At 59.4% G+C, this 24,805-nt stretch carries 18 protein-coding genes; 12 read left to right on the forward strand and 6 right to left on the reverse strand.

What is annotated here, in order from left to right; all coding sequences use genetic code 11:
- The first annotated feature begins 48 nt into the window (after positions 1-48).
- The 5 genes from BS627_RS14985 (at position 49) to BS627_RS15005 (ending at position 3,623) form a co-directional block, all read left to right on the forward strand.
- Entirely contained in the window at positions 49-648 is a 600-nt protein-coding gene (locus BS627_RS14985; protein WP_077983986.1) for a superoxide dismutase, read from the forward strand.
- 105 nt (positions 649-753) lie between these two features.
- Positions 754-1,089 (forward strand): ferredoxin FdxA, encoded by a 336-nt coding sequence (fdxA, locus tag BS627_RS14990; protein WP_077983987.1) that lies wholly within the window; start codon positions 754-756, stop codon positions 1,087-1,089.
- Positions 1,090-1,100: 11 nt separating this feature from the next.
- A complete protein-coding gene (locus BS627_RS14995; RefSeq protein ID WP_077983988.1) occupies positions 1,101-1,676 on the forward strand; it encodes a flavin reductase family protein in 576 nt (191 codons plus the stop codon).
- Between the two features lie 132 nt (positions 1,677-1,808).
- Entirely contained in the window at positions 1,809-2,096 is a 288-nt protein-coding gene (locus BS627_RS25070; RefSeq protein WP_165691263.1) for a GntR family transcriptional regulator, read from the forward strand.
- A 78-nt stretch (positions 2,097-2,174) separates the two neighbouring features.
- Complete coding sequence (locus tag BS627_RS15005) at positions 2,175-3,623, forward strand: alanine/glycine:cation symporter family protein (RefSeq protein ID WP_077983990.1); 1,449 nt, start codon at positions 2,175-2,177, stop codon at positions 3,621-3,623.
- 159 nt (positions 3,624-3,782) lie between these two features.
- Here the strand turns inward: BS627_RS15005 and BS627_RS15010 are convergent, their stop codons facing one another.
- Both BS627_RS15010 and BS627_RS15015 read right to left on the reverse strand, forming a co-directional pair.
- On the reverse strand, positions 3,783-5,765 hold the full coding sequence (locus BS627_RS15010; RefSeq protein ID WP_077983991.1) for a phosphatase PAP2 family protein: 1,983 nt from the start codon (positions 5,763-5,765) through the stop codon (positions 3,783-3,785).
- 213 nt (positions 5,766-5,978) lie between these two features.
- Positions 5,979-7,259: an ABC transporter substrate-binding protein gene (locus BS627_RS15015; protein ID WP_077984130.1), complete on the reverse strand. Its 1,281-nt coding sequence runs from the start codon at positions 7,257-7,259 to the stop codon at positions 5,979-5,981.
- Between the two features lie 194 nt (positions 7,260-7,453).
- On the opposite strand from BS627_RS15015, the gene BS627_RS15020 reads away from it, so the two are divergent.
- From BS627_RS15020 to BS627_RS15045, 6 genes are read left to right on the forward strand one after another with little or no spacing between them, the layout of a single operon-like run.
- On the forward strand, positions 7,454-9,976 hold the full coding sequence (locus BS627_RS15020) for a hypothetical protein (RefSeq protein WP_077983992.1): 2,523 nt from the start codon (positions 7,454-7,456) through the stop codon (positions 9,974-9,976).
- Positions 9,977-9,989: 13 nt separating this feature from the next.
- Positions 9,990-11,084 carry a beta-galactosidase BglB gene (bglB, locus tag BS627_RS15025; RefSeq protein WP_077983993.1) on the forward strand — a complete coding sequence of 365 codons (1,095 nt, stop codon included), beginning with the start codon at positions 9,990-9,992 and terminating at the stop codon, positions 11,082-11,084.
- A gap of 5 nt (positions 11,085-11,089) precedes the next feature.
- Positions 11,090-12,442 (forward strand): polygalacturonase PglB, encoded by a 1,353-nt coding sequence (pglB, locus tag BS627_RS15030; protein ID WP_165691264.1) that lies wholly within the window; start codon positions 11,090-11,092, stop codon positions 12,440-12,442.
- The gene (locus BS627_RS15035) at positions 12,442-13,545 is read left to right on the forward strand and encodes an ABC transporter ATP-binding protein (RefSeq protein ID WP_077984131.1); all 1,104 of its coding nucleotides are present in this window, start codon (positions 12,442-12,444) and stop codon (positions 13,543-13,545) included. The genes pglB and BS627_RS15035 overlap by 1 nt, the downstream gene beginning before the upstream one ends.
- A 1-nt stretch (position 13,546) precedes the next feature.
- Complete coding sequence (locus BS627_RS15040; RefSeq protein WP_004433473.1) at positions 13,547-14,542, forward strand: carbohydrate ABC transporter permease; 996 nt, start codon at positions 13,547-13,549, stop codon at positions 14,540-14,542.
- A 2-nt stretch (positions 14,543-14,544) separates the two neighbouring features.
- Positions 14,545-15,594, forward strand: coding sequence for a carbohydrate ABC transporter permease (locus BS627_RS15045; RefSeq protein ID WP_089153258.1), 1,050 nt, complete (start codon positions 14,545-14,547; stop codon positions 15,592-15,594).
- A gap of 9 nt (positions 15,595-15,603) precedes the next feature.
- Here the strand turns inward: BS627_RS15045 and BS627_RS15050 are convergent, their stop codons facing one another.
- Positions 15,604-16,650, reverse strand: a complete 1,047-nt coding sequence (locus tag BS627_RS15050) for a LacI family DNA-binding transcriptional regulator (RefSeq protein WP_193600486.1) — start codon at positions 16,648-16,650, stop codon at positions 15,604-15,606.
- Between the two features lie 454 nt (positions 16,651-17,104).
- Here BS627_RS15050 and BS627_RS15055 point away from each other — a divergent pair, with 454 nt between their 5' ends.
- Positions 17,105-18,151 (forward strand): alpha/beta hydrolase family protein, encoded by a 1,047-nt coding sequence (locus BS627_RS15055; RefSeq protein ID WP_077983996.1) that lies wholly within the window; start codon positions 17,105-17,107, stop codon positions 18,149-18,151.
- A 29-nt stretch (positions 18,152-18,180) separates the two neighbouring features.
- Here BS627_RS15055 and BS627_RS15060 read toward each other — a convergent pair whose 3' ends face one another.
- Genes BS627_RS15060 through BS627_RS15070 form a run of 3 tightly spaced genes read right to left on the reverse strand, consistent with a single transcriptional unit; the run spans position 18,181 to position 24,799 of the window.
- Positions 18,181-21,354 carry a UDP-N-acetylmuramoyl-tripeptide--D-alanyl-D-alanine ligase gene (locus tag BS627_RS15060; protein ID WP_245307137.1) on the reverse strand — a complete coding sequence of 1,058 codons (3,174 nt, stop codon included), beginning with the start codon at positions 21,352-21,354 and terminating at the stop codon, positions 18,181-18,183.
- Positions 21,344-22,546: a beta-barrel domain-containing protein gene (locus BS627_RS15065; RefSeq protein WP_077983998.1), complete on the reverse strand. Its 1,203-nt coding sequence runs from the start codon at positions 22,544-22,546 to the stop codon at positions 21,344-21,346. Before BS627_RS15065 ends, BS627_RS15060 begins: the two co-directional genes overlap by 11 nt.
- Positions 22,547-24,799, reverse strand: coding sequence for a type I secretion system permease/ATPase (locus tag BS627_RS15070; RefSeq protein ID WP_077983999.1), 2,253 nt, complete (start codon positions 24,797-24,799; stop codon positions 22,547-22,549). It abuts the gene before it with no gap.
- Positions 24,800-24,805: the final 6 nt, after the last annotated feature.

Below are 24,805 nucleotides of genomic sequence, written 5' to 3' on the forward strand. Positions count from 1 at the left end.
GCAAGGCTTTTTACATGCTCTTGAGCAAACAGTGACAAAGGAACACCCATGGCTTTCCAGCTTCCCGACCTCCCCTACGCCCATGATGCGCTTGCCCACGCGGGCATGTCCGAGGAGACGCTGAAGTTCCATCACGATCTTCACCACAAGGCTTATGTCGATAATCTCAACAAGGCGATATCAGGCACCGAATGGGAAAACAGCAGCCTCGAAGAGATCGTCCGTGGCACCTATGAGAAGGGTGCGGTGGCACAATCCGGCATCTTCAACAATGCCTCCCAGCACTGGAACCACAATCTGTTCTGGGAAATCATGGGCCCGGAAAACCATGCGATCCCCAAGGAACTGGAAGAGGCCTTGACGCAGTCCTTCGGCTCGGTCGCGCTGTTCAAGCAGAATTTCGCCCTTGCCGGCGCCTCGCAATTCGGTTCGGGCTGGGCGTGGCTGGTGGTGGATACCGACGGTTCGCTGAAGATCACACGTACCGAAAACGGGGTCAATCCGCTCTGCTTCGGGCAAAAGGCCCTTCTTGGCTGCGATGTGTGGGAACACAGCTATTATATCGATTTCCGCAACAAACGCCCCGCTTACCTTGAAAACTTCCTCGACAAACTGGTGAACTGGCAGGCGGTCGCGGCCCGCCTTTAATTTGAGCCCCACCGATCCGGCCGGTCCCGCTGCCCTTGAGCGGCCCGCCGGATCAGGCGCAGCCGGACAGCCGCCGTCCGGCTGCAACTCTCTTCGAGCATTCCCATGCCCTATGTCGTCACCGAAAACTGCATCGCCTGCAAATACATGGACTGCGTGGAAGTCTGTCCTGTCGAATGTTTCTATGAAGGCGAGAACATGCTCGTCATTCACCCGGACCAATGTATCGACTGCGGGATATGTGAGCGCGAATGTCCCGCCGCAGCGATCCGGCCGGATACCGAAGCCGGACTGCATGCATGGCTCGACCTCAATCGCCATTATTCCGGCATCTGGCCAAGAGTACACCAGAAAAAGTCACCGCCAGACAATGCCGACATCATGAATGGCGCAGCCGCGAAAATGTCCATCTTTTCGAAAAATCCAGGAGCGGGCGGGTAGCCCGGCACATCATGTCTCACAATCTCAGGCTGATCGATGGCGGTGCGGTTAATCATGCGCATATTCCGCTGAAGTCGTGCTCTTCTCCGACGATCTCCCCGCGTGAATTCAAGGATGTAATGGCCGGCCTCGCCTTCACCGTGGCGGTGGCTGCGGCTTCCAAGGCCGGTGAACGGATCGGGCGCACAATCACATCCTTCATGCCGCTCAGCGCAGAACCGCCGCTTTTGATCATCTCCATCGACGCCAGCAGCCGCATGGTCGATCTCATCGCAGCGAGCCGACGCTTCTCCGTTGCGGCGCTCGCCAGAGGGCAGGAGGAGATTGCCGACGTGTTTGCGGGCAAGGGAAATCACCCGGACCGGTTCAGCATCGGAGACTGGGATGTCTGGCCGTCAGGAAGCCCCAGACTTGCCGATGCGCTTCTGTCAATGGATTGCGAACTTGTCGGTTCCATCGATGCCGCAGACCACATCCTGTTCGTGGGCGCCATAACCGAAGCAATGTCCGGTCCCTTGCGCAAATCCCTGCTCTGGAGCGAACGCGCCTATACCGGCACGGCCGCTCCTCGCGCACGCCAAACTTGAATGTAAATCGTTTGTTCGGAATCAATTCGGTTGGCGCAACTATTGCTCTTTCTTGTCTCCAAGGTGATAGTTCAGTTTGGATGTATAAACTATAGGCAGACATTCTGAAGAGCAGCATTGGAGCCGTTGTCCTTGCACATCGACCGGACAATTATCGACGCGATCTTCTGCGGTCGGTTGCGACCTGAAATGCGGCTCGGCGAACAGAAACCGACGACCTTGTTTAATGTGTCACGCACGGTCGTCCGGCAATCTCTGACACGACTGCAGTCCCGCGGCCTGGTTACGGCGCGACGCGGCACGCGCGTGCGTCATGATCACCCACATCAGCGATATCGAAACCCAGATGACGTCGCGCATCAAGCACACGCCGCAACTCCATCTTCGGGAGGCATTCCAGATACGCCCCCGAAAACCTGACGTCATCGGCCGGACGAAAGCGACGGCTAAGGCATAGCAGACAACTTTAGTGCAACCGCGAGAACAGGAGAGACTGGCATGACGTCGATCATAGGATTTCTCAATACGTTTTTTTGGGGCTATGTTCTCATCTACGGATTGCTGGCTGTAGGCGTGTTCTTCACATTTCGCCTGGGCTTCCTGCAGATACGTCATTTTCCGGAGTTTATCCGCGTCGTCATGCGTGCGCCTGAGACGGATTCAGCTGGCATCACGCCGTTCCAGGCGCTTTGCACCAGCCTCGCCTCGCGGGTCGGCACAGGTAATCTGGCGGGCGTTGCGGTTGCAATGACGCTGGGCGGGCCAGGCGCTCTTTTCTGGATGTGGTTGGTGGCAGCACTGGGCATGGCAACAGCCTACGCCGAAAGCACGCTGGCGCAATTGTTCAAGGTTCGCGGGCAAAGCGGCGAGTATCGCGGCGGCCCAGCATTTTATATCGCTCGCGGCCTGAACGCCCCCTGGGCAGCGACAATCTTCGCGGTATGCCTGCTCCTGGTTTTTGGCCTCGTGTTCAACGCGGTGCAGGCAAATTCGATCGCCGAGGCGATGAATGGCGCATTTGGGGTACCCAAGCTTGCCGTTGGTGTCGTGATTGCCATCATTTCCGGTGTGGTCATTTTTGGCGGGATCAAGCAGATCGCACGTTGCGCAGAATATGTAGTCCCCTTCATGGCGGTCGCCTATCTCGGCGTTGCTTTGTACGTTCTGATCGTCAACATCGCGGATGTGCCCGCGGCATTCATGCTTATCATTAAGAGCGCGTTCGGCTTCGAACAGGCAGTTGGCGGCATTGCCGGCGCAATGCTGAACGGCGTCAAGCGTGGCCTCTTCTCAAACGAGGCCGGCATGGGCTCGGCGCCGAACATTGCCGCAGCTGCCACACCCAATCCACATCACCCCTCCTCGCAAGGCATGGTGCAGGCGCTTGGCGTCTTCATCGATACGCTATTGATCTGCACCGCAACAGGGCTGATGATCGTGTTGTCCGGGGTGCTTGTGCCGGGCGGCGAGTTGACCGGTACGCCACTAACCCAGGCTGCCTTGACTGCCCATATCGGCGGTGCAGGGCATTACTTCATTGCGATCGCGATCTTCTTCTTCGCCTGGACTTCGGTGCTCGGCAACTATTCCTATGCCGAGAATGCTCTGGTCTATCTTGGATTGGACAACAAGATCGGTTTGACGTCAGCGCGTATCGGCCTGCTGTTGATGGTACTCTGGGGGTCTTACGAAAGTGCCATCACGGTCTTTGACGCTGCCGACGCATCGATGGGCCTGATGGCATCCATCAACCTCGTCGCGATTTGTCTTCTGTCGCCACTGGTCGTCAAATTGACACGCGACTACTTCGAACAGAAACAGTCCAAGAACCCGGTCTTTGATCCACATAAGTATCCGGAACTCTCCGGGAAGATCGATGCCGAAATCTGGCACGAGGTCTCCTCATCCCCGATTGCAGAGGTAGGGGTGACCCCGGCCAAAGCTTGATAGCTTCGCGTTCGGGCGATCCGTCCGCAATTTGGAACCGCTCTGCAGCCGCTCCGGGTTTGCTATTTCCTGTAGGGAGGCCAATTAGCCTACGGCACCTAAAGTCAAGAGCGAGCGGCGCGGCTGCGCATGCCGCGCCCAACCATATTTTGCGTAGGCTTATTCGACCACCACCGACAGTGCCGAGCCGGTATAAACCGGCCGCACCTTCACATTGCCCGCATCTATCGTGGCGAATGTCCCGGTCAGACCGTTGGCGGAGATCACGTCAAGCCGCGTGCCCGTGACTGGCGCGCCGTCATCGAAAACGAGCTTCAGCGTTGCGCCATCCAGCACCGCATTGCCCTTGATCCGAAGCTTAGTCTTCTGTGGGTCGATCGCCAGCGTGCCGCCAGACTGGTGATAGTCACCGCCGATGACGACCTGCTTCTCTCCCCCGAGCGAAAGCCTGCCGCCGCTCACCAGCACGCCGCCGGCTCCCAGCGCATTGGCGGAGGACGCCACCAGCGTTCCCTCCCGGACGATCGTGCCGCCGCCATAGCTGTTATGGCCGCCAAGCGTCAGCGCTCCACTGCCGGATTTGACGAGACGCCCTGCCCCGGCAATATCGTTCGCCCATGTGTCCGCCGCATTGAACCCGCCGGCGGCAGCATCCATCGTCACCTCGACATCGCCGTCAAACGCGCCGTAGCCACCGGCAGCGGCCACAAGATTGATACGGCCCCAGCCATTGCTGTCATCCAGCAGCGGATAACCCGCCTCAATGCCGGTGGAAAACAGCACGGCGCGGCGCTGGGCGGCATCGAGATAGGGCAGACGTGTCTCCAGCAGGACCTCCGCCCCCTTCGGCACCACCATCGGCGCATCGCCTGCGGCCTTGTCGCGGCTGAAGGAATAGGTCATGCGCCGGCGATAATCCGCCCCGTTCTTCGCCGCATCGCCAAATTGGTCGACATCCGGCTTTGCGCCATGGGCGAAATCGATGAGCGACTGACCCTGCGGCAGGCGCTTAGTGAAATAGGCGTGCAAGGCCGCATGCGCGGCTTTCTTCACCTCGGCATTTTTCGGGTCCTGCAACATGGCGGCGGCCATGGCGGTTGCGGTGATGCGGCCGCCGATCACGTCGAGCGGCGAATGCATGCCGGCGACGATGCGGCTCTCGCCGAGTTCGGAGGCCGCCGTCAGCAATTCGGAAAAGCGCTCCGGCACCGCATAGGCGTAAGCGATGGCGGCCAGATAGGCGGCATTGGTGTGCCCGCTCGGAAAACCGCCATCCTTGCCGCGACCGCGGGTTTCACGCACGTATTTCAGCGCCGGCACGATGACGCCACGATCGCTTTCATAGCCTTCAAAGCTGCGGTCACCAATCGTTTCCTTGCCGGTCTCGATCACCTCGCCTTTGTCGTTCATGCGCCAGGGCCGTGGCGAGGAATAGAAATATTTTGCCGGCGAGGTCGTGCCCTCCGGGCCGCGGATCACCTTCATGAAGGCGACGAAATCCTTCAGTTCGCTATCGGCAGCACCCGCCTCGGTGCCCTTGTCGTCTTCCTTGAGAGCGATGACCTCGTTCGGATCGAAATCCGCCCGCGTATGATTGATCGTCGTCGTTGCGCCCGCCCCTTCCCGATACCAGGCGGCAAGCGGCCCCATGCCGTCGATGACGCTGTACCCCTGCGAACGCCGGTCGTTCATATAGGCTTCGAAAGCGGCGGCGCGCGTGCGGTTCTCGCCGGTGACGGACAGCACGTAACGCATGTTTTCCTGCCAGATAGCGGGATCGACGATCTGCACATGGCTGAAATCCGCCGGGCCATCGCCATTGGCACCGCCATCCGCCCATTTTTCATCGCCAAGCGTCCAGATGCGGTTGAAACCGGAGAGGATTTCGATGATCGGATTGTCCCGGTCGTCATAGGCGCGAACCGCCTCACCCTTCTCATTCTTGCCGGTCTGGTTGCGGTAATTGTCGGCAAGCGGCAGCGGATAGGGGGCGACCGGCTCAGGCACCGCGATGGTATAACCCTGACCTGCCAGTGCATTGCTATCGTATGCTTCGGCGCTCGAAACGAGTACCAGCAATGCAACGGAGGCAAGCAGGGCCGAGCGTGCGGAGGGAATGGACGACATCTTCAGTTTGGCCATGACGGAGGATCCTGTGATTTGACGCGTGACGAAAGCAGGCGCGCGCAAAGGTTCGGCGCACCGCGCCGTCAGCTTTAAGCCGGGCATATTGCAGTTTTTTTTCGATATGCTGATCAACATAGATCGCATGTAAGAGAACGGCCGGCAGATGGCGGCGCGATCTGCCCGAAGCTCGCTCCGGGCAGATCGACTTTTTATCTCGAAGCGACGCTCTTATTTCTTGACCGCAACCGCCTCGTTGATCTTTGCGACGTCGTCTTCCAGAACCTTGTAGGTCTGGTCGAGCGTCAATTCGCCGACGATGAGCTGGCTCATGCGCTGCACGATCTGCTGATACATGGCGCTGCCGCCCTTGACGCGTTCGAAATCGCGGGCCGCCTGCGGCACGTTCTTCTTGTTGTCGAGGAACACCCTCATCGCCGCCTTGGCGTCTTCGCTCTTCAGCTTGTATTGCGGATCGACGATCTCTGCGCCAGTCAGGATGACGTAGTTCTCGGCGATTTCCCGCTGCACCTTTTCGGAGCCGAGAAATTCGATGAAGTGCGCCACATCTTCCGGATATTTGGTGCGCTTGAAGCCGACAATGGCGGTGCCGCCGGGCATGGCGTAGCATCCGGCATCGCCGCAGGGCGCATTGATCGCCGTCCATTCGAAATTGTCGCCGATCTTGTTCTGGAACGGATTGACCATCCAGTTACCGGCCAGATAGGTCACGACATTGCCGTTGACGAATTCGTCGCCCATGTTCTTGTACTGCGAACCGCCAGCCGCACCCCACATTTCCTTGGGGAAGCTGCCATTCTGCGTCCAAGAATAGATATCGGCGATGTATTTCCTGGCCGCCTCATCCGGGAAGCTGAACTTGCCGTCCTTCACATAGGTCGAACCGTAAGAAAAGGCGCCGCCAGAAAAACGGTGGCCGGACCGATCCATGGTGAAGGGGATCTGCACGCCGGTCGCCTTGGCGACCCGGGCGGAAGCCTCGACGATCTCGCTGAATTTGGCGGTCGGGCCCGGCAAGGGTTCGCCCGCCTGCTCGAACAGCGTCTTGTTGACGAAGGGCAAGTTCAGCGTCTGCGACGCCATATAACCATTGATCGACTGCGGATCGTTGACATTCGGCAGACGAAGTTGATCGAGGCTCGAACCGTGCAGCTTGGCGAATGCATCCGCATCCTTCATGTAAGGGCGCATGTCGAGATAATAGGGTGCAAGCTGCCAATCGGTGATCTTGGCGATATCAGGACCTTCGCCGACCGCAAGCTGCACCGGCAGCTGCTTGGAAACCGCATCATAACCCGAAGACACGAAATTGATCTTCACACCTGGATTGGCAGCCTCGAACTCCTTGCTGAGATCGGCCATGCGCTGCACGTACCCCTGGTCGTCATCCGTAAAAAGGAAAGTAATCGTTCGGGTCTCGGCTTGGGCCGTCGCAAGACCGGCGACTGAGGCCACTACGAGGGCGCTGACGCCCGAAAACAATTTCATCATGCTCATCCTCCCAATGAAAATATTTTCATAAATCGAACGGAAGCTCCTCTTCTTAATTCGATTTATAATGTTTTGCGGCTTGACAGAATAAACGTCAAGCTGTTTGTTTTGGCGAAATCGCACAAATCGAAGCGAAAGAGCGAAAACAGGTTTGTGAAAATAATTTCATAAAGATCGACGGGAGGCGATCCATTATGACGGATGGGCCATTTGCGGCGAACGCGTCGCAGCCGACATATACCGTTGCAAACGGCGAAACGGTGACCGCATGGATCGTCTCCGATCTGATAGAGACGTCTTTTCCCGGGACCGCGGCCCCCGCCGAAGACCGCGTGAACTATCGCTTCATCAACGGTTTCGTGGATGTGGGCGACCTGCCCTGCCGCAAGGCCTTCCAGCAGACCATGATCGACCGCGATATCGCACCCGAGAATGGCTTTGCGGTTTCGCACCTCAACCTGCCGGGCTCCAACCGCCGCGTCGAATTCACCGGCTTCTGGCATGTTCCCACCCACGTGCAGCGCTGGCTGAAGGGCACATTCCGCAGCGAAGCTGCAAGACAGGCGCATTTTCGGCTGCGCACATGCGGTGGCGTCCGCATCTGGGTCGGCGGCGTCGAGCAGGTCCGTTTCGAACCCTTCATCCGCAATGTCGAAAGCTGCCGTGACATCACGCTCGATCTTTCGGCCGGCGATAACGAGGTGCTGCTGCTCTGCGAGGATCTGGCGGAGCGCGACATCATCTGGTTCTTCGAGCTTGAGGTCGTCGACGCCGTGCCGCTGACCGTCGTGCTGCCCGTGCCGCTCGACCGCGAGGAGACGAAGCGCCTTGCTGCGCTGGTGCGCGATGTTCACCCGGCGCGGGACGTGTTTTCCGGCTCGGCCCTCGAACTGGTCTTCGGGGCGCCGCCTTCGCACGATCTGCCGGTGCATATCGCCGTCAAAAGCCATGGCCATGAGCGCGCCACGCTTGCGGAGGTGAATATGGTGCTGAAGGCGGGGCAATCCTCGCTGACGATCCCCGAAACGACAGGCATTTCGGATGGGTATCACGGTGTCAAAATCACCATGGGTTCGGAAACGGGAACGGTAACGCGCGTCATCGACGCCGCTTTCATGCATGATATCGCGCCGGAAGCATCCAAGGCCGATATCATCGAGCGAAAAAAGGCAGCGCTTTCCTTCAGCGCCCGCTTCGGCGCCTGGCGCATCGGCCGCGCGCTGGCGATGGTCGCCACCGGCAGCGATGACATCGAGAAGATCGGCGGCATCGTCGATGCGACGCTGCATTCCATTGATCGGCGGGAAGACTGCTCCGATTTCGTCATGATCCCGCTTCTGTGGCTGGTGCGCGCCTATGGTGATCGCCTGCCGGCAGAGATGCGGGCGCGGATCGATGCCTCGATCCTCGGCTATCGCTACTGGGTGGACGAACCGGGCAATGACGTCATGTGGTTCTGGAGCGAGAACCATGTTCTGTGCTTCCACACCAGCCAGTTGCTGGCCGGCGAATATCTGCCGGATGCCGTCTTCGCCGCGTCGGGCCGCACCGGCAAAGAACAGGCGGCGCTGGCGGCCGACCGGCTGGAGCGCTGGTTCGACAGCGTCGAGGCCCATGGGCTGGCCGAATGGAACTCCGCTGCCTATTATCCGGTAGATTTCATCGGCCTTCTCGCCATCGAACATTGGGCAGGACCGGAGCTTGCCGCCCGCGCGCGCTATCAGATCGATCTCATTTTCGAAATGATCGCGCTGCACACGCTTGGCGGCGTTCCCTCCGGTTCGCAAGGGCGGGCTTATGACAAGGAGCTGCGCGCCGGGCCGCTGACGGAACTGGCGCCGTTTGCGCAGGTCGCCTTCGGTCAGGGCTGGCTTAACAATGGCGTCGCCTCGCTACCGATGTTCTGCTGCGGCAACTACCTGCCGCCGGCGCATCTTGCCGCCCTCTCCCAGCTGGAAAGCGGCCGTGCTGTCGAAGCGCGTTATGCGCAGGGGCTGGAGCCCGGCAAGCTCGTACTGTTCAAGAACGAGGCCGCCCAGCTTTCCACCGTTGTCGATCACAAGACCGGCCGCAAGGGTCACCAGCAGCACGTCATGGACATCAAGCTTTCCGGCCACCCCATGGCGCGGCTGTGGGTCAATCATCCCGGTGAGGACGATCCGTGGGGCAGCCAGCGCCCCTCCTATTGGGCGGGAAGCGGCATCCTGCCGCGCGTGGCGCAACATCGCGATCTGGCGATGCTGATCTTCGACACTGAGGATCACCGCAACGACTGGACCCACGCCTATCTCGGCCGCGACGGGCTGGAGGAGGTGCTTGTGGAAGGCAACTGGCTCATCACCCGTTCCGGCCGCGGCTTTGCCGCCCTTTACGCCACGAACGGCCTTGAACCCGTCACCTCTGGCGCCACCGCCAACCGCGAGATCAGATCACCCGGCCGCCGCGCCGGCTGGGTCGGTGTCATCGGCTGCGGCGAAACGCAAGCTTTCGCCCGTTTCCGCGAGAAAATTCTCGCCACGAAGATCACCTTCGATGCCGAAAGCAGGCTGCTCTCAGTCACGCCACCCGGCGGACCGGAACTCACTCTCAACTGGGACGGCGCATTCACCATCGGCGGACAGGCCATGGCGTTCGACCATGACCAGCCACAACCGAAAATCACCTTCAACAGTGCCGACCCAGCTTCGGGCAGCGCTGCAAAACCCTTCTACTCCTAAGCGGAATTGACAAATGAACCAGCCAAGCATGGAAAAAGACACTCTCAGGACGACCATCGACAATGTCGCCGCCGCCTTCAGCCGCCTCAAAGGCATTCAGGAAGGTCTGGTCAGCGGCAGTTCCGACGGCAAGATCCAGTTCGATGAATGGGACTGGGAAGTGGGTGTCGGTCTTTACGGCTTCCTGCGGCGGGCGCTCGCCGCCAACGACCGGAAGGCACTGGACGACCTCGTGACATGGTATGGCTGGCAGATCGACCGTGGCCTGCCGCCGCGCCAGATCAACAGTTCCGCGCCGATGCTGCCGCTCGTCATTCTGACCGAACATGTCGACCGGCCGGATTTCCGGGCGCTGGTGGAGGACTGGGCCGACTGGCTGGTGCATCAATTGCCAAAAACCGAAGATGGCGGCTTCCAGCATGTCGTGAAGGAACGGCTGAATGACGGGGAGCTCTGGGACGACACGCTGTTCATGGCCTGTCTGTTTCTCGCCCGCGCCGGGATCGTCTGCAAACGTCAGGACTGGATTGATGAAGCCGTCTACCAGTTCATGATCCATGCGCGGTATCTCTCCGACCCCGTCACCGGGCTCTGGTATCACGGCTGGACCTTCAACGGGCGCCATAATTTCGCGGACGCCTTCTGGGCGCGCGGCAATTCATGGATCACTGTCGCCATTCCCGAACTCTTCGAACTGGTGCCGACGCTTGCGGGGAAAGACAAACGTTTCCTCGCCAATGTGCTGGCAAGCCAGGTGCGGTCGCTAAGAAAATATCAGCGCGAAGACGGCATGTTCCATACGTTGCTCGATGACCCGACCTCACCGGTCGAGACATCGGCGACGGCCGGCATCGCCTATGGCATTTTGCGCGGCATCGAGGCCGGCATTCTCGGTGAAGAGAACCGTCCCCATGCGGAACGTGCGCTGAAAGCCGTGCTCGGCAATATCGATGACGAAGGCGTCGTTCACGGCGTCTCCGACGGCACGCCGATGGGCCATGATCTCGATTTCTACCGCCGCATTCCCAACCTGCCCACGCCCTATGGGCAGGCACTGACCATGCTGCTTCTTATCGACGTTTTTCTGAAAAGGCCAAAGGCATCGTGAGCATCATGAACATCAGTCAGGACATCACAGTTGCGGCCAGTGGCCTCGATGCCACGGCAGCCATCCAGCAGGCTATCGACACCGCGTCAGCCGCAGGCGGCGGGCGCGTGTCTCTCTCGGCCGGGCGTCACGTCAGCGCCGGCCTCCATCTCAAAAGTGGCGTAGAACTGCACCTTGCCGAAGATGCGGTGCTTACCCCCGTTTCCGATTACGACGCCTATGGCCTGACCCGGGTTTCGGTGATTGCCGAAGACTCCGATCGCGGCATGATCATCGCGAACGGCGCCCATGACATCGCCGTCACCGGTCACGGCCGCATCGAGGCCGGCGGTGAAAACTTCATCATCGGCGACGACAAGGCCATGGGCACCTATATCCCGGCGAAAAAGCGCCCGCGCGTCATGGTGCTTGAAAGCTGCCGCAACGTCCGTCTTGAAAACCTGAACGTTAGTGGCTCCCCCATGTGGACGCTGCATATGGTCGATTGCGAAGACCTTCATTTCCGCAATCTGCGCATCGAAAACGACCGCCGGCTGCCCAATACGGACGGCATCGTGCTTGACGCCTGCCGGCGCGCGCTGATCGAGGATTGCTTCATCTCGACCGCCGATGACGGCATCTGCCTGAAGACCAGCGCCGGGCCGGATGGCAAGGCAGTGGGCATGTGCGCCGATATTACCGTTCGCCGCTGCACCGTTTCCAGCATGAGCTGCGCACTGAAGCTCGGCACGGAATCCTTCGGCGATTTTACCGATGTGGTGTTCGAGGATTGCAAGGTCGTGCAGTCAAACCGCGGCATGGGTCTTTTCTCCCGTGATGGCGGCACGATGCGGAACATCCGCTTTTCAAGGATCGAGGCCGAGTGCCATGAAACGCCGGGCGGTTTCTGGGGTTCTGGCGAAGCGGTCACCGTCACCGTTGTCGACCGCCGCCCGGAGCGTCAGGCTGGCAGAGTCGACAATCTGATCGTGGAAGACTTAAGCGGTTCGATGGAAGGAGCAATCAATCTTGTCTCCACCTCGGCGGCCGGCATTCACAATGTCAGGCTCGAGCGCATCACACTTGCGCAGCAGCCAGGCATGCTCGGCACCGGCCTGCAATACGATCTGCGCCCCACCAATGCCGATATAGCGCCAAGCGCCGATGCGGCCGGTCGCGCCAATGCCTGGACGCAGGATGCTGAGGGCCGGATTGTCGGCATGGAGGATTATCCGGGCGGCATGCCCGCGATCTATCTGGAAGGCGTTCACGACTTTTCGGCTGATGATGTCGCCATCAAGAGAGCGATGCCCTTGCCCGAGGGATGGAACGGTCAGGAGATCGTCGCGACGGCGAGCTCGGTTGAAGGGAGCATATGATGGGAAGTCTGCAACTCGAAAACCTCAACAAGGCGTTCGGCGCCGTTCATGTACTGCATGATATCGATCTTCAGATCGAAAACGGCGAATTCGTCGTTTTCGTCGGACCCTCGGGCTGCGGAAAATCGACGCTGCTGCGCATCATCGCCGGTTTGGAAGACGTGACGTCGGGCAGCATCGCCATCGGAAATCGCGATGTCAGCGCGCTGTCGCCGGCCGAGCGCAAGATCGCCATGGTCTTCCAGTCCTATGCGCTTTATCCACATATGAGCGTGCGCAAGAACCTTGCATTCGGGCTGGAGAACCTGCGTTTCAAGCGGGCGGAGATCGAAAGCCGCATTAACGAGGCGGCGCGTATGCTCGCCATCGAGCCCTATCTCGACCGCAAGCCGAAACAGCTTTCCGGCGGCCAGCGCCAGCGCGTCGCCATCGGCCGCGCTATCGTGCGCGAGCCTGACATCTTCCTGTTCGACGAACCTCTTTCCAACCTCGATGCGGCGCTGCGCGTGCAGACACGCGCCGAAATCACGCGGCTGCACCGCGATATCAAGACAACGATGATCTATGTCACCCACGATCAGGTGGAAGCCATGACCATGGCCGACAAGATCGTGGTGCTGCGCGCCGGGCGCATCGAGCAGGTGGGCAGCCCGCTTGAGCTTTTCGACAATCCGCGCAATCTCTTCGTCGCCGGTTTCCTCGGCTCGCCGCGCATGAACATGCTGAAGGGCACCATCACCAAGGGCGAAGACGGCGGCATCGCCATCGATGCCGGTTACGGCGTGTCCCTGCCCTGCCTTGTCGATCCGGCGGCCGTCAGTCCAGGGCAGGCGGTTCTTGCGGGCATCCGCCCCTCGCATTTCACCATCGCGGATACCGGCCTGCCGTTCGAGGTTCAGTATCATGAAAGCCTCGGCACCGAAACGTATCTCTACGGCAATATCAAGGGCGAGAAAGAACAGATCATCGTGCACCAGGCAGGCCATTTCGCCCCCGCTTCCGGCTCGGTGCTGAAGATCATGCCAGCGCAGGAAAAGGTGCACGTCTTCGATCCGGCCACCGAACTGGCACTTCCGCGCATCGCGAGCGAAGGGAGAGGTTAGCATGGCCAATCCGAAGCTTGCGAGACTGTCCGACCGCGCGCTCGATGCCGTGATGGCGATTGCCGAAGTGCCGCTCAATTTCATCGAGCGGCTGATCGGCAAAAGGCGCATGCCCTATATCTTCCTGATGCCGAACCTCGTTCTTTTCGGCATCTTCACCTTCCTGCCGATTGCCATTGCCGTCGGTTACGCTTTCACCGGCGGCACTGAACTTTTGATCACCGACCGCCCCTTCGTCGGTTTGGAGAATTTCGGCAAGCTGCTGGATTGCCAGAGCTATATGGACCCCGGCAGCTGCCGGGAATCGCTGTTCTGGACGGCAATCTGGAACACGCTGTGGTTCGTCGGCTTCAACGTCATCGCCACGTTGCTGGTCGCGCTCATCACCGCGCTCATCCTCAACAGGGCGATTGCCGCGCGCGGTTTCTTTCGCGCCATGTTCTTTTACCCGGTCCTGCTGTCGCCCGTCGTCATCGGCCTCATCTGGAAATGGTTTCTGGACCGCAACGGCCTCCTCAACGCCTTCTTCCAGATGCTGGGCGTGCCGCCGGAAATCTTCCTGCTCGATGTCGGCTGGTCGCGGTTCTTCGTCGTTGTGGTCTCGGTCTGGTTCCACATGGGCTTTTATACGCTGATCCTGCTCGCCGGCCTTCAGGCCATCCCGAAGGACCTCTATGAAGCCGCCGCCATCGACGCCGCCTCACCCCGGCGCACCCTCCTGCGCATCACCCTCCCGCTTCTCGGCCCCAACCTGCTCGTCGTGCTCATCCTCTTGATGATCCGCTCCGTGCAGATCTTTGATGAAGCATGGGTTCTGACCAATGGCGGCGGACCGGGCACGGCCAATACATTCGTGGTGCAATATATCTACCAGATGGCCTTCGGCAGCGATCTGAGGCTCTTCGGCCTGGCATCCGCCGCATCGGTTCTGATGGGCCTTGTGCTTCTTGCACTCACCCTCGTGCAGTTGCGCCTCGGCAAAAAGATGGAGTCCTGACCATGTCCAACGCCGTCTCTTTCCTCACACGCACCCGCCGCCCCGGCCGGATCGGCCTCACCGATATCCTCTCTTGGGTCTGGCTCATCGGCGGCACGCTTGCCGTCCTCATCCCGGTCGTCTGGGCCGCCATGTCATCGCTGAAACCGGAAGCCGAAATCACCCGGTTTCCGCCGAGCCTTCTGCCGCGCGCCGCCGTGCAGGTGGAAGTCCAGGGTTACGACAAACCTCTCAGCCTGTGGAAAGCCCCCATCGACGGTATGGAGCGGGAAATGGCCATGATCCGCCGCATCGGCCTGAAAGCCCAGATGGTCGACCCTGCCAATCCCGGCCCGCCCGTCAGCGTCGATACCCGCGAAATAGCGCCCGTCCAGAAACTGACTGTTGCGACGGAGAACTTTACCGATCCGCTCACCCGGTTCAGCTTTTTGACCTTCCTCAAGAACTCGGTCTTCGTCACCTTCGTCGCAACCGTCCTGACGCTGATCGTCAACGCCATGGCCGCCTTTGCGCTGTCGAAATACCGTTTCCGCGGTGAGAAGGCGATCTTCGTGCTGATCATCTCGACGCTCATGATCCCGCTCACCGTCGTCATGGTGCCGGCCTATCTCGTGATCGTCGGCGTCGGCCTCGTCGACAATCTCTGGGGCGTCATCATCCCGACGGTCGCGACGCCGACCGGCGTGTTCCTGCTCAGGCAATATATGCTGACCATTCCCGACGAACTGATCGAGGCGGCTCGCGTCGATGCGGCAAGCGAATTCCGCATATTCTGGCGCATCATCCTGCCGCTGACGGCCCCGGCGCTTGCGGTCCTCGCCATCTTCTCGGTGCTCTGGCGCTGGAACGACTTCCTCTGGCCGCTGATCGTTCTCAGCAGCCGTGAAAACTTCACGCTGCAGGTGGGGCTGAACGCCTTCCAGGGGGAGTTCTCGGTGCAATGGCACTATATTCTGGCCATGACCTTCCTCAGCCTCGCACCCGTCACCGTCGTATTCCTGTTCCTGCAGCGCTACATCACGACAGGCATTGCGGGCACGGGCATGAAATAAAACGACAAATCATTTGGGGGGCGGCGCAATGCTGCCCCTCAACACCAGCCGACAACCGAGTTCCAGCCGGTGCGCTGGACGTGTCGGATCGGCCGCCATAAGGCGCTGCTCCAGCAGCGAAAGCGCCGCACCGCCCAACCGGTCGGCGGGCAACTGGATGGTGCTGAGCGGCGGCGCACTGAAGGCCGCCGGCATGATATCGTCAAACCCCAGCACCGAAACATCGTCCGGCACCCGGATTCCTGCCTCCGTCAGGGCCTTCAGACAGCCGAGCGCCAGATTGTCGGCGGCGCAGAAAATCGCGGTGGCGTTTCTGAGCGGCTTGTCTTGGGCCAGCAGACGACGGATGGCAGCCTCGCCCCATTCAGGCTCATAGCTCTCCACCTCGATGACCATATCGGCGGGAACAGCGAGACCTGCCGCTAGATACGCGTCGCTATAGCCATCGTAACGGCGGCGGATCGTCGTGCGGCCCTTCCAGGTGATGTGAAGAATATTGCGATGCCCGAGAGACAGCAGATGTTCGATGCCGAGCCGCGCACCAAAACGGTTCTCGGCCGTTACCGTATCGACGATCATGGCCGGGTCCTCGCCATTGATCAGCACCACCGGCCGCGCACGCGCAGACAGCGCCTCGACCAGTTGCGGCCTGTCATCGTTCAGGATGACGATACCGTCGACCTTTTCAGCATCCGCCGCCGCCGCCACCGCAACCGGGTCGAGCCGGCTCGTTGCGCTGACATAGGGAACGATGCGAATGCCGCGCCGCTCGCATTCACGCCGGAAACCGTTCAGCATGGTCCAGCTGACCATGTTGAGATCGCTCTGCGGTGCGGCATCATTGGTCATGGCCAGAAGCACCACGCGCAGGGTGGCGATCGTCGCCTTCTGTCTGCGGTTCTCGAGATAACCGAGCGCCCGGGCCGCCTCCAGCACCCGGTCGCGAACCTGCGTGGTCAAGGGTGCGGTGCCGTTGATGGCGTGCGAAGCCGTACTCAGCGAAACATTCGCCTCCCGCGCCACGTCCTTAAGCGTCGTTTTCCTATCCGCTTTCATATAGGGAAAATTCAACCACTCTTCTTCAGACGGTGCGGGCAGAAAGCCTGCCTCTCGCAGTCGATCTGAAGATTACCCGTGCCTGTTTGCTGCTCTCTAGTCTGCAAAAGACTACAGCATCATCCGTAAATGCGGAATTGATTTCTCTTGGTTTTTTTGTAACCGCCCATGACAAGGCCAATGCCGAGCGTTCCTTCGACCATGGCGCAGATGGTGGTGGAATACGGCGTTCCAGCACGACCTTCCGCTTGGTTGATCGGTCACGAAAAACGGCGGCGACGGCACGCCGCGTCCCCAGGAGACCAAGACAGCGTTTGCTGCGACGGGGCGTCGCAAAAGTAATGAGGTGACGTATCGGTCCGTATTTGGCAGAGTAAATTTATGACTGCTGGCGGAGTACTGTTTTTCTTACTGTTTCTCGTAAAACGGATATGATGACCGACGGAGTGACACCATGAGCAAGGAGGAGCCGAGGTTCGCCTGGTGGATCGCGCGCTGGATTTTGCTTGCCCTTGCTGTTCCCGGTGCGTCGCAATCTGCACTGGCCGATGCCCCCCGGCTGGGTCCGTTCGAACTGCCGCGACCGCGCGAACTGACCGCCTTTCAGACTGACCACGCCTTCAGCCCCTATGAGGCGCTGAACGGATCTTATACATCCAGAGCGTCCTGCGCTGCCATCCCCCACGGGCTGTGGGTCGAAATAGAGGGCAAGGGCGACTGTATTCGTTATTATCCGCAGGCGCTCGCCAATGGTGAGAATCGAACGGTGCTGGTTTATTTCGGCGGGGACGTGATGCTGCGCAATTCGAAAGGCGTACGTTTTATAACCGATTCCTATATCCGCCAGTCGCCTGCCACAATCGCATCAGAAATGGCCGACTGGGCTCAACAAGCTGGCCATCCCGTCATCTTCATGGCGCGCCCCGGCATCTATGGCTCCTCTGGCGATCACAACCAACGTCGTCACCCCCGCGAAATCGCACTTATGGACCGCGCGCTCGATCTGATCAAAGAAAAACACAACGTGTCATCGTTTATTCTGACCGGCCATTCGGCTGGTGGACAGATCGTTGCCGGTCTCATGAACCGGCGCAGGGATATTTCGGCAGCGGTCATCACGTCCGGCCTGGTCTCGGTAAAGCAGGTATCGGCCTTTTGGGAACGGCGGCGCCGTCTTCCCGGCAAGCTACTCTACAATTCAGCGAAGTTTTACGATCCCATCGATGAAATTGACCGGATTCCGACCGATCATCGACCGGAGATTTACGTGCTGTCCGATCCGGAGGACCGCACCGTTCCGTTTTTCAGCCAGCTCTCTTATGTCAGACGCCTGCGCGTCGCAGGCTTTGAACCGCACCACATCTATGTTCAGGCAACAGACCGTCAGCGCCACTTACTTGCCTATCACGGCCGTCTTGCTGCCGCCCTGATCGCCCAGGGCCGTTCGCCGGTCGACATCCGCCGCGCTGTCCACGAAATGGAACTTGAACAACTCAGATAATATTTCTGCTCGCTTGCGTGGAAATTGACCTACGCAGCAGTGCTGTCTTCAGCACTTTTCTTTAGCCACTCGACAAGTTCGTGCATTCCCGTGCTGTGCGAGCCCTTGAAAAGAACCACGTCCCCGTCCGCCAGCTGCTCCCGCAGAACATCCCTCAGGGCCTGCCGCGATCTGGCGTGGAAACCACGCAAGGCAGGCGGAATTGCTTCCCAGAAGTCGGAGTAAAGCTCACCGAAAACATGGACTTCATCGATCGAACGATTCTGCATGAAGGTTGCAAGCTCGGTGTGGTAAGCGACCGCGTTGGGGCCCAGCTCCGCCATCTCTCCCAGGACAGCAACCCGTCGCCGCGCGCCTTGGTGATCACCCAATCGGGCCAGAGCAGCGCGCATCGAACCCGGATTGGCGTTATAGGCGTCGTCAATCACTGTCAATTTGCGTCCATCGAGCGAAAGATGAATTTCCTCGCCGCGCCCTGGCAGAGCCGCAAACCGTTCCAGCTGTGCGATCGCTGGCTCAAGTGGATGACCCAGTGCGGAAACAGCGGCAAGGACCGCAAGACCATTCAGTGCCATGTGATAGCCGGCGGCGGCCATCCGGAAACTGATTTCCCGGTTTCCGATCCGCGCCTGAGCCTGCCGGTTTGCCGCGTCATAGCGCAGAAGCCGGCAAATGCATTCTTCCGAGGCTCCGTAGGTGACAACGTCGAGCTTTCGCCTGCGCGCCGCATCATGCACCGTGTCCCACTCGAGCATATCGCGGTTGAGGACGGCCTTGTCGCCCGGCGCCATGCCCAGAAAGATCGCGCTTTTGGTCCGGGCAATATCCGTGACCGTACTCCTCTCGCCGAGGTGGGCTGGCAGAACATTGGTGAAGATTGCGACCTTCGGCCGCGCCATTCGGGCACTGATCGCCATTTTACCGATGGCCAGTTCCAACACCACGTGCGGGGTATCCCACGGAATGGAGGCGAGGTTCCAGGCCACACCCGCGGGCAGGTTCGCATTATGGTGGCTTTTGCCGACATCGCCCCAGGCAGAAAGCGCGTGGGCCAACATGGCGACAACTGTTGTCTTGCCGGCACTGCCAGTTACCGCAAGGACATTACCGCTCATCCGGGTGCGTGCGTAATCGCCCATTGCCAAAACGGCCTGCATATTATCCGCTACCCGGAGTACCGGCCCCTCCAGACCGGAAGCCAGTTCCGGGTCTGTGGTGATGGAACCTGCCGGCTTTCCGCGATCGATGAGCGTATGCAGCGGCACCCCCATCGTGTCTTTCTCGCCGCGCAGGACGACAATATCGTTGGGCTGCATGGCCGGCGCATATGTACAGAGCCCTTTTGCCGTCCAGCCTTCTGGCGGTGACTGAACCCAGGATCCCCCAGTTGCCGCCGCAACATGAGCCGCATCCCACTGTCTTGCATCGGGGCAAACCGCGTGCTTCGATATACCAGGGCGGCGATGACCGGCGAGCGCGGCGTGTTGGCGGATCACTTCACGGAAAGCCGCCCTCTCCTTAAGGTAGCTGCGATAGGCGACAAATCCGGAGAGATAGTGCTCGACATCATCAATCCGGACGCGGAATGCATGATGACGGATGAAGAAGGAACCTGCGATTCGGTCGGGTTTGCGGTAATACATCGCCAATTCCGGCCAGAAGTGGCCATTCAGCAAATGGTGCGCGCGTTTCTCAAGCGCCCTTTCGAAATGCGCCAGATCGATCTCGTTCAACAGACCATGCAGTTTCGGCTCGGCGGCAATCCGCGACAGGGTCTGGCGCGCCGCCATCATCAGTTCGAGCAACGTCGGAAAAGTAGTGATCCGGTTTTCCACGAAGTCCAGGTAATTGGCGATGTTGCGAATGGCGAAACGGAAATATCGCTCATCAGGCCTGTGACGCGTGAGTTCGTTGACGCAATAGCCAAGCCAGTGGTCGTGATGTTTCCAGTGTTCCTTGGCAATGAAGTGCCCGAACGCCCTTTCCACGATTTCGAGCCACCGCCGATCCCCCGTGAGATCATAGAGGCGCATGAGGCCGAAAGCCGCTTCGCCTTCGTAATAAATGGTGCGGTATCGCTGCTTTATCGAAAGATCGGGAAATTGAAGGACATGCACGAAAGCGCCCGTCTTCGCATCCTGCATGTGACGGATGCCGCATGCAAGTCGTTCGGCGAGCCCCCTCCGTTCCATCAACCCTGTGACTGCCATATATTTCGTTAGTGCGAGAATCGCGACAGCATTGCCGCCAAGCTTGCTTTCGCCATCCGCCTCGACCAGAAAGGCAGCCTCCGTGCCGTCGGGAAGGGTGACAGACCTGATCAGCGTAGTCTCCAGAAAGACAAGTGCGCGTTCAATAGCATTTTTCAACCGCACGTCATGTGTGACTTCCCAGGCCTCGATCATGGCGTAGGTCGTGCTTGCGTGGCGTAACGCATTGTAAGCCTCAATACGTCGGTCGAAGCAGGCGTGATACCCGTAAACGAAGGAACCATCTGCATTGACCTGCCGCGCAAGATAGGCGGAGGAATCACGAAGCAACTGCAGGACCACGCCGCCATCCAGCCGACCCAATGTCCGGCGCCCTGCATCAAGTCCCCTTCCCTCAATCAGGTGAAGCCCGCCCGCCTCGTCGCAAAAGATGCCTTTCGTCGAAAAGAGAAAGATCGTGCTGTTTTGCGGAAAGCTCAATGAAGGCAGATCTTGATAGCGCCCGCGTGCGTAGAGGTTGAAATTCTTTTCGTTCAATACGGCATTGGTCAGCGTGTTTCCGCCATAGAGCATCGCGTTCGCGTTCAACTCCTGTTCGGTAAAGGCATGGCGGAATGCCGGATCAAGCGCGATTCCGAAGCGGAAATAATTGCGCTTCACCTTGCCCAGCAGTGACCGCAGCCGAGCCCACGTGGTCTTTTCAGCAATATCCACCCAATCGACGCGAACCCAACGCCCTTGAATGTTTTCGGCACCCATGATGGAAAGGAGCTGACTCACACCCTGTTGCCAAGCTGCATCAAGAGACGGCCCCGAGACATTGACGACCCGTGCCCGCCTGTCCCCATCGGAAACCGAAAAGAACAATGCCACCTGAGGCAACGGATATGCCAAAAGTTGAATCCGGTCTTCCAGGAGGCTTCGTATGCTGGAAAGCCGTTCTTGTATATCCTGCGGTTTGTTTGCCGGAGACACTCTCGCCTCAACGTTCACGCAACGCCTCCTGGGCCTTGTTGAAGGGCTTGATGAGATATTCCAGCACGGTCTTCTCACCCGTATGAATATCGACATTCGCGACCATGCCGGGAACGATCGGGAACTCCCGACCAGCCGAATTGACCAAGGCATCCTTCTCCGTCTTGATAAACACGCGATAGTAATAAATCTCCCGATCGACCTCGTCCTGTATCGTGTCCGGTGAAATTGTTGTCACTTTGCCGTCAAGGCTGCCATAGACAGCATAGTCATAGGCACTGATCTTGACGCTCGCGCGCTGGCCGGGATGAATATAAGCGATGTCCCGTGGTGAAATCCGCGCCTCGATTAGAAGTTCATCACCCAAAGGAATGATGTCCATGAGCTTGCCGTTTGGCGGCACGACGCCACCGATGGTCGAAACCTCTATATTCTTGACGATGCCACGGACCGGCGAACGATGCGTGAGGCGGGCAAGACTGTCCGCCCGCCCGGTTACCACGGGTGAGAGCGAATTAACTTCGGCATTCGCCTTGGTCAGCTCCTCACGCGCCTTTACGACGTATTCCGACTTGATCTCCACCTTCTTGAGCTCAAGTTCCACGATCTGCCGACGCAAGCGAATGACCTCGACATTGCTGGCCGCCCCGACAGACCTCAATTCTTCATTAAGCTTCAATTCGCTGCTGACAAGCGAAAGCGATTCCTCGATCCAGCGTAGCGAATCTTCGAGCGCCCGCCGACGGGCGGTGTACAGCTCCGTCTCCGAGGTGATCAACACGGGATATGCATGAAGCGTCGTCGGAAAACGCAGGGAAGTGCCGGTGACTTCTGCTTCAAGTCGGGCAGCGGCCGCAAGCGCCGCCCTATACTTCGCCGCACTTTCCTCCACATCAGACTCACTTCTGGTGGGATCAAGTTGTGCGAGAATTTGGCCGGGCTCGACCACCTGGTCTTCACGCACGTGCAGCGTCGCGACAATACCGCCCTCCAGCGACTGGATGACCTGTTCGCGGCTCGTCGGGATGACACGACCGTCCCCTGTTGAGACCTCGTCGAGCCTGGCAAAATAGGCCCAGACCAGCATTGCAACCAGAAGAGCGACGAAAAGCTGAACAACGCGCGCGGAACGCGTGAGATACCGTCCCTCATCGTCGCCGAATGCCCATCCGCCACGTCCGGAGAAATCGCGTTCGCTGAATGCTGCCATTTATACCTCCTGCGTCGTCTTGAAGGGGAAGCCAGCCGCCGTCGCTGCGGGTTTCCTTTCCGGCATTTTTCCGCGCACGTTGCTCGGCGGCACGACCTTGTTGACACCGCGCAAGGTGTTTAGAATCTCCTCCTTTTTGCCATCAAGCACGATCTGTCCGTTTTCGACGACGATGACGCGTTGAACCAGTTCCAGAACGCGCATGCGGTGCGTGGCAACAATAACTGTTCGTTCGGCACTCCAGGCCCGGAAACGCGCGATGAACTGGCGCTCGCTTGCTTCGTCCATTGCTGCCGTTGGCTCGTCAAGTAAAACGACGGCTGGATCCCGAATGAGAAGCCGTGTCAGAAGCAATGCCTGTTTCTGCCCGCCTGAGAGGCCTCGTCCGCCCTCAAGAATCGGATGGTCGAGGCCACGCGGGAACTTGCGCACGAATTCGTCTGCTCCTGTCATGGAAAGCGCCTCGAGCAGCAATGTCTCGGGCGCATGCAATGCACCCAGAGTGACGTTTTCGCGGATGGTTCCATGAAACAGGCGTGAGTCCTGCGTCAACAGGCCGACATTCCTGCGCAGGTCGGCGGGATCCACCTGTGAAAGCGCTAGCTCGTCGATCAGTACTTCGCCGGCTGCCGGTTCAACCATGCCCGCCATGGCCGACAGAAGGGTAGATTTTCCCGCACCATTCTTGCCGAGAACGGCGATTTTTTCTCCCGCAGTAATGGACAGCTCCCCGATCGCAAGCGCCGGCCGCCCTGCACCATTGCCGTAATGAAAGGCTGCACCCTTTATACTGTAAGCACCACGCAGGGTGGGAACACTCACGCGCGTTTCGCTGTCAGGGTGATCGGAAGGCATGCGCAAAATGGCGTCGATGCTTTTCAACCCAACCTTAGCCTGCTGATACCGGCCCAGTATCTGTGTCAGTTGCGCCATGGGTGCCATCATGCGGGAGCCCAGGATGGAACAGGCAACGAGTGAGCCCGTTGTCATGTCTCCTTCCATGACGAGTGGCGCACCGATAACGACGACCGCAGCAAAAGTGCCCGTCTGCACGGTATGGCTCCAGGCTGCGAGGCCATTGGTTATGGCACGCAGCCGCAGCTGCCCGTCGGCTGAGACGGCATTATAGTGGTTCCACCGCTGCTGAAAATGGTCTTCAGCCTGAAGCGTCTTGATGTCCTCTATGCCCTGAACGGCCTCCACGAGCATCGCGTTGCGCAGCGACGATTCGCGCATGGCTTCACTGGCGGCAGCGCGCAGCCGGCGCTGCGCCATCAGGCCGGGCAATACCAGAAGCAAAAGAGCCGCAACCGGAACGATGACGATTGGCCCCCCAATCAGCCAGAATATGAACAGGAACAGGATAAAGAAGGGAAGGTCGGCAACGGCGGCAACGGTGGTGGACGTCAAAAGTTCGCGAACCTGCTCTAAGTCCCGCAACTGGGCGATGAATGTGCCGGTGGAGGTGGGCCGTTCCTGGTTCTTCACGCGCATCGCATGGCCGAAAACGAGATCGGAGATGCGTATGTCCGTACGTTTGCCGACAATGTCGATAATGCGGGTGCGCAGACGACGCATGATGAAGTCGAAGAACACCGCCAGCAGCACGCCGATGAACAAGACATACAGGGTGTTATAGGACTTGGCCGGAACCACCCGGTCATAAACCTGCATCGAGAACATGACGCCAGCCAGTGCCAGGATGTTGGCAACAAGTGATGCCAGCATGACATGGCCATAAGATCCGATGTCGCGAAACGCGATCGACCGGAACCAATGTTCCCGGTAAGGGGCAATATAGCCATCGACCCGTTCATCGACGGTTCCGCGCTGCGGACGCGCGAGAATGACGAATTCGGTCTGCTGCAGCAGTACATCAAGCGCCAGCACCGTGGCAACGCCGGCCTCTCCGCTGAGGACGATGGATACGTCCCTATTGGCGGCTAGGGCTGTGACGACGCCAACTGCACCGTCAGAGAGCTTCACGATTACCGGCAAGCGCCAGCTTGTGAGGAGGCGCGGCGACGGGGCTGCACGTTTGATCTGCAAGCCCAGCTTGTTTGCCAGGCGCGCGAGACAATCATCTGTCTCGATCGCCTGCATGGCTTGGGCGAGCTGTCGTGCTCCACCCGCCGAAAAAGGCACACCGTAGTGACGCGCCACATATTGAAGGGCCTCGCTCCAGCTCTCAAAGTCGCCGCCAGCAGCGTCAGGATCGGGCCATTGTTCCGTCGTCATGTCGGAAAGGGGCATGGGTAT

This window comes from Agrobacterium salinitolerans, from assembly GCF_002008225.1.
In the GTDB taxonomy this organism is placed as follows: domain Bacteria; phylum Pseudomonadota; class Alphaproteobacteria; order Rhizobiales; family Rhizobiaceae; genus Agrobacterium; species Agrobacterium salinitolerans.

Bases quoted from the DNA above. Each gene is read 5' to 3' on its own strand.
- fdxA (WP_077983987.1), top strand. From the start codon at position 754: ATGCCCTATGTCGTCACCGAAAACTGCATCGCCTGCAAATACATGGAC.
- BS627_RS15035 (WP_077984131.1), top strand. From the start codon at position 12,442: ATGGGAAGTCTGCAACTCGAAAACCTCAACAAGGCGTTCGGCGCCGTT.
- BS627_RS15070 (WP_077983999.1), bottom strand. From the start codon at position 24,799: ATGCCCCTTTCCGACATGACGACGGAACAATGGCCCGATCCTGACGCT.
- BS627_RS14995 (WP_077983988.1), top strand. From the start codon at position 1,101: ATGTCTCACAATCTCAGGCTGATCGATGGCGGTGCGGTTAATCATGCG.
- BS627_RS15040 (WP_004433473.1), top strand. From the start codon at position 13,547: ATGGCCAATCCGAAGCTTGCGAGACTGTCCGACCGCGCGCTCGATGCC.
- BS627_RS15065 (WP_077983998.1), bottom strand. From the start codon at position 22,546: ATGGCAGCATTCAGCGAACGCGATTTCTCCGGACGTGGCGGATGGGCA.
- BS627_RS15045 (WP_089153258.1), top strand. From the start codon at position 14,545: ATGTCCAACGCCGTCTCTTTCCTCACACGCACCCGCCGCCCCGGCCGG.
- BS627_RS15005 (WP_077983990.1), top strand. From the start codon at position 2,175: ATGACGTCGATCATAGGATTTCTCAATACGTTTTTTTGGGGCTATGTT.
- BS627_RS15020 (WP_077983992.1), top strand. From the start codon at position 7,454: ATGACGGATGGGCCATTTGCGGCGAACGCGTCGCAGCCGACATATACC.
- BS627_RS15010 (WP_077983991.1), bottom strand. From the start codon at position 5,765: ATGGCCAAACTGAAGATGTCGTCCATTCCCTCCGCACGCTCGGCCCTG.
- BS627_RS15015 (WP_077984130.1), bottom strand. From the start codon at position 7,259: ATGATGAAATTGTTTTCGGGCGTCAGCGCCCTCGTAGTGGCCTCAGTC.
- bglB (WP_077983993.1), top strand. From the start codon at position 9,990: ATGAACCAGCCAAGCATGGAAAAAGACACTCTCAGGACGACCATCGAC.
- pglB (WP_165691264.1), top strand. From the start codon at position 11,090: ATGAACATCAGTCAGGACATCACAGTTGCGGCCAGTGGCCTCGATGCC.
- BS627_RS14985 (WP_077983986.1), top strand. From the start codon at position 49: ATGGCTTTCCAGCTTCCCGACCTCCCCTACGCCCATGATGCGCTTGCC.
- BS627_RS15055 (WP_077983996.1), top strand. From the start codon at position 17,105: ATGAGCAAGGAGGAGCCGAGGTTCGCCTGGTGGATCGCGCGCTGGATT.
- BS627_RS15050 (WP_193600486.1), bottom strand. From the start codon at position 16,650: ATGAAAGCGGATAGGAAAACGACGCTTAAGGACGTGGCGCGGGAGGCG.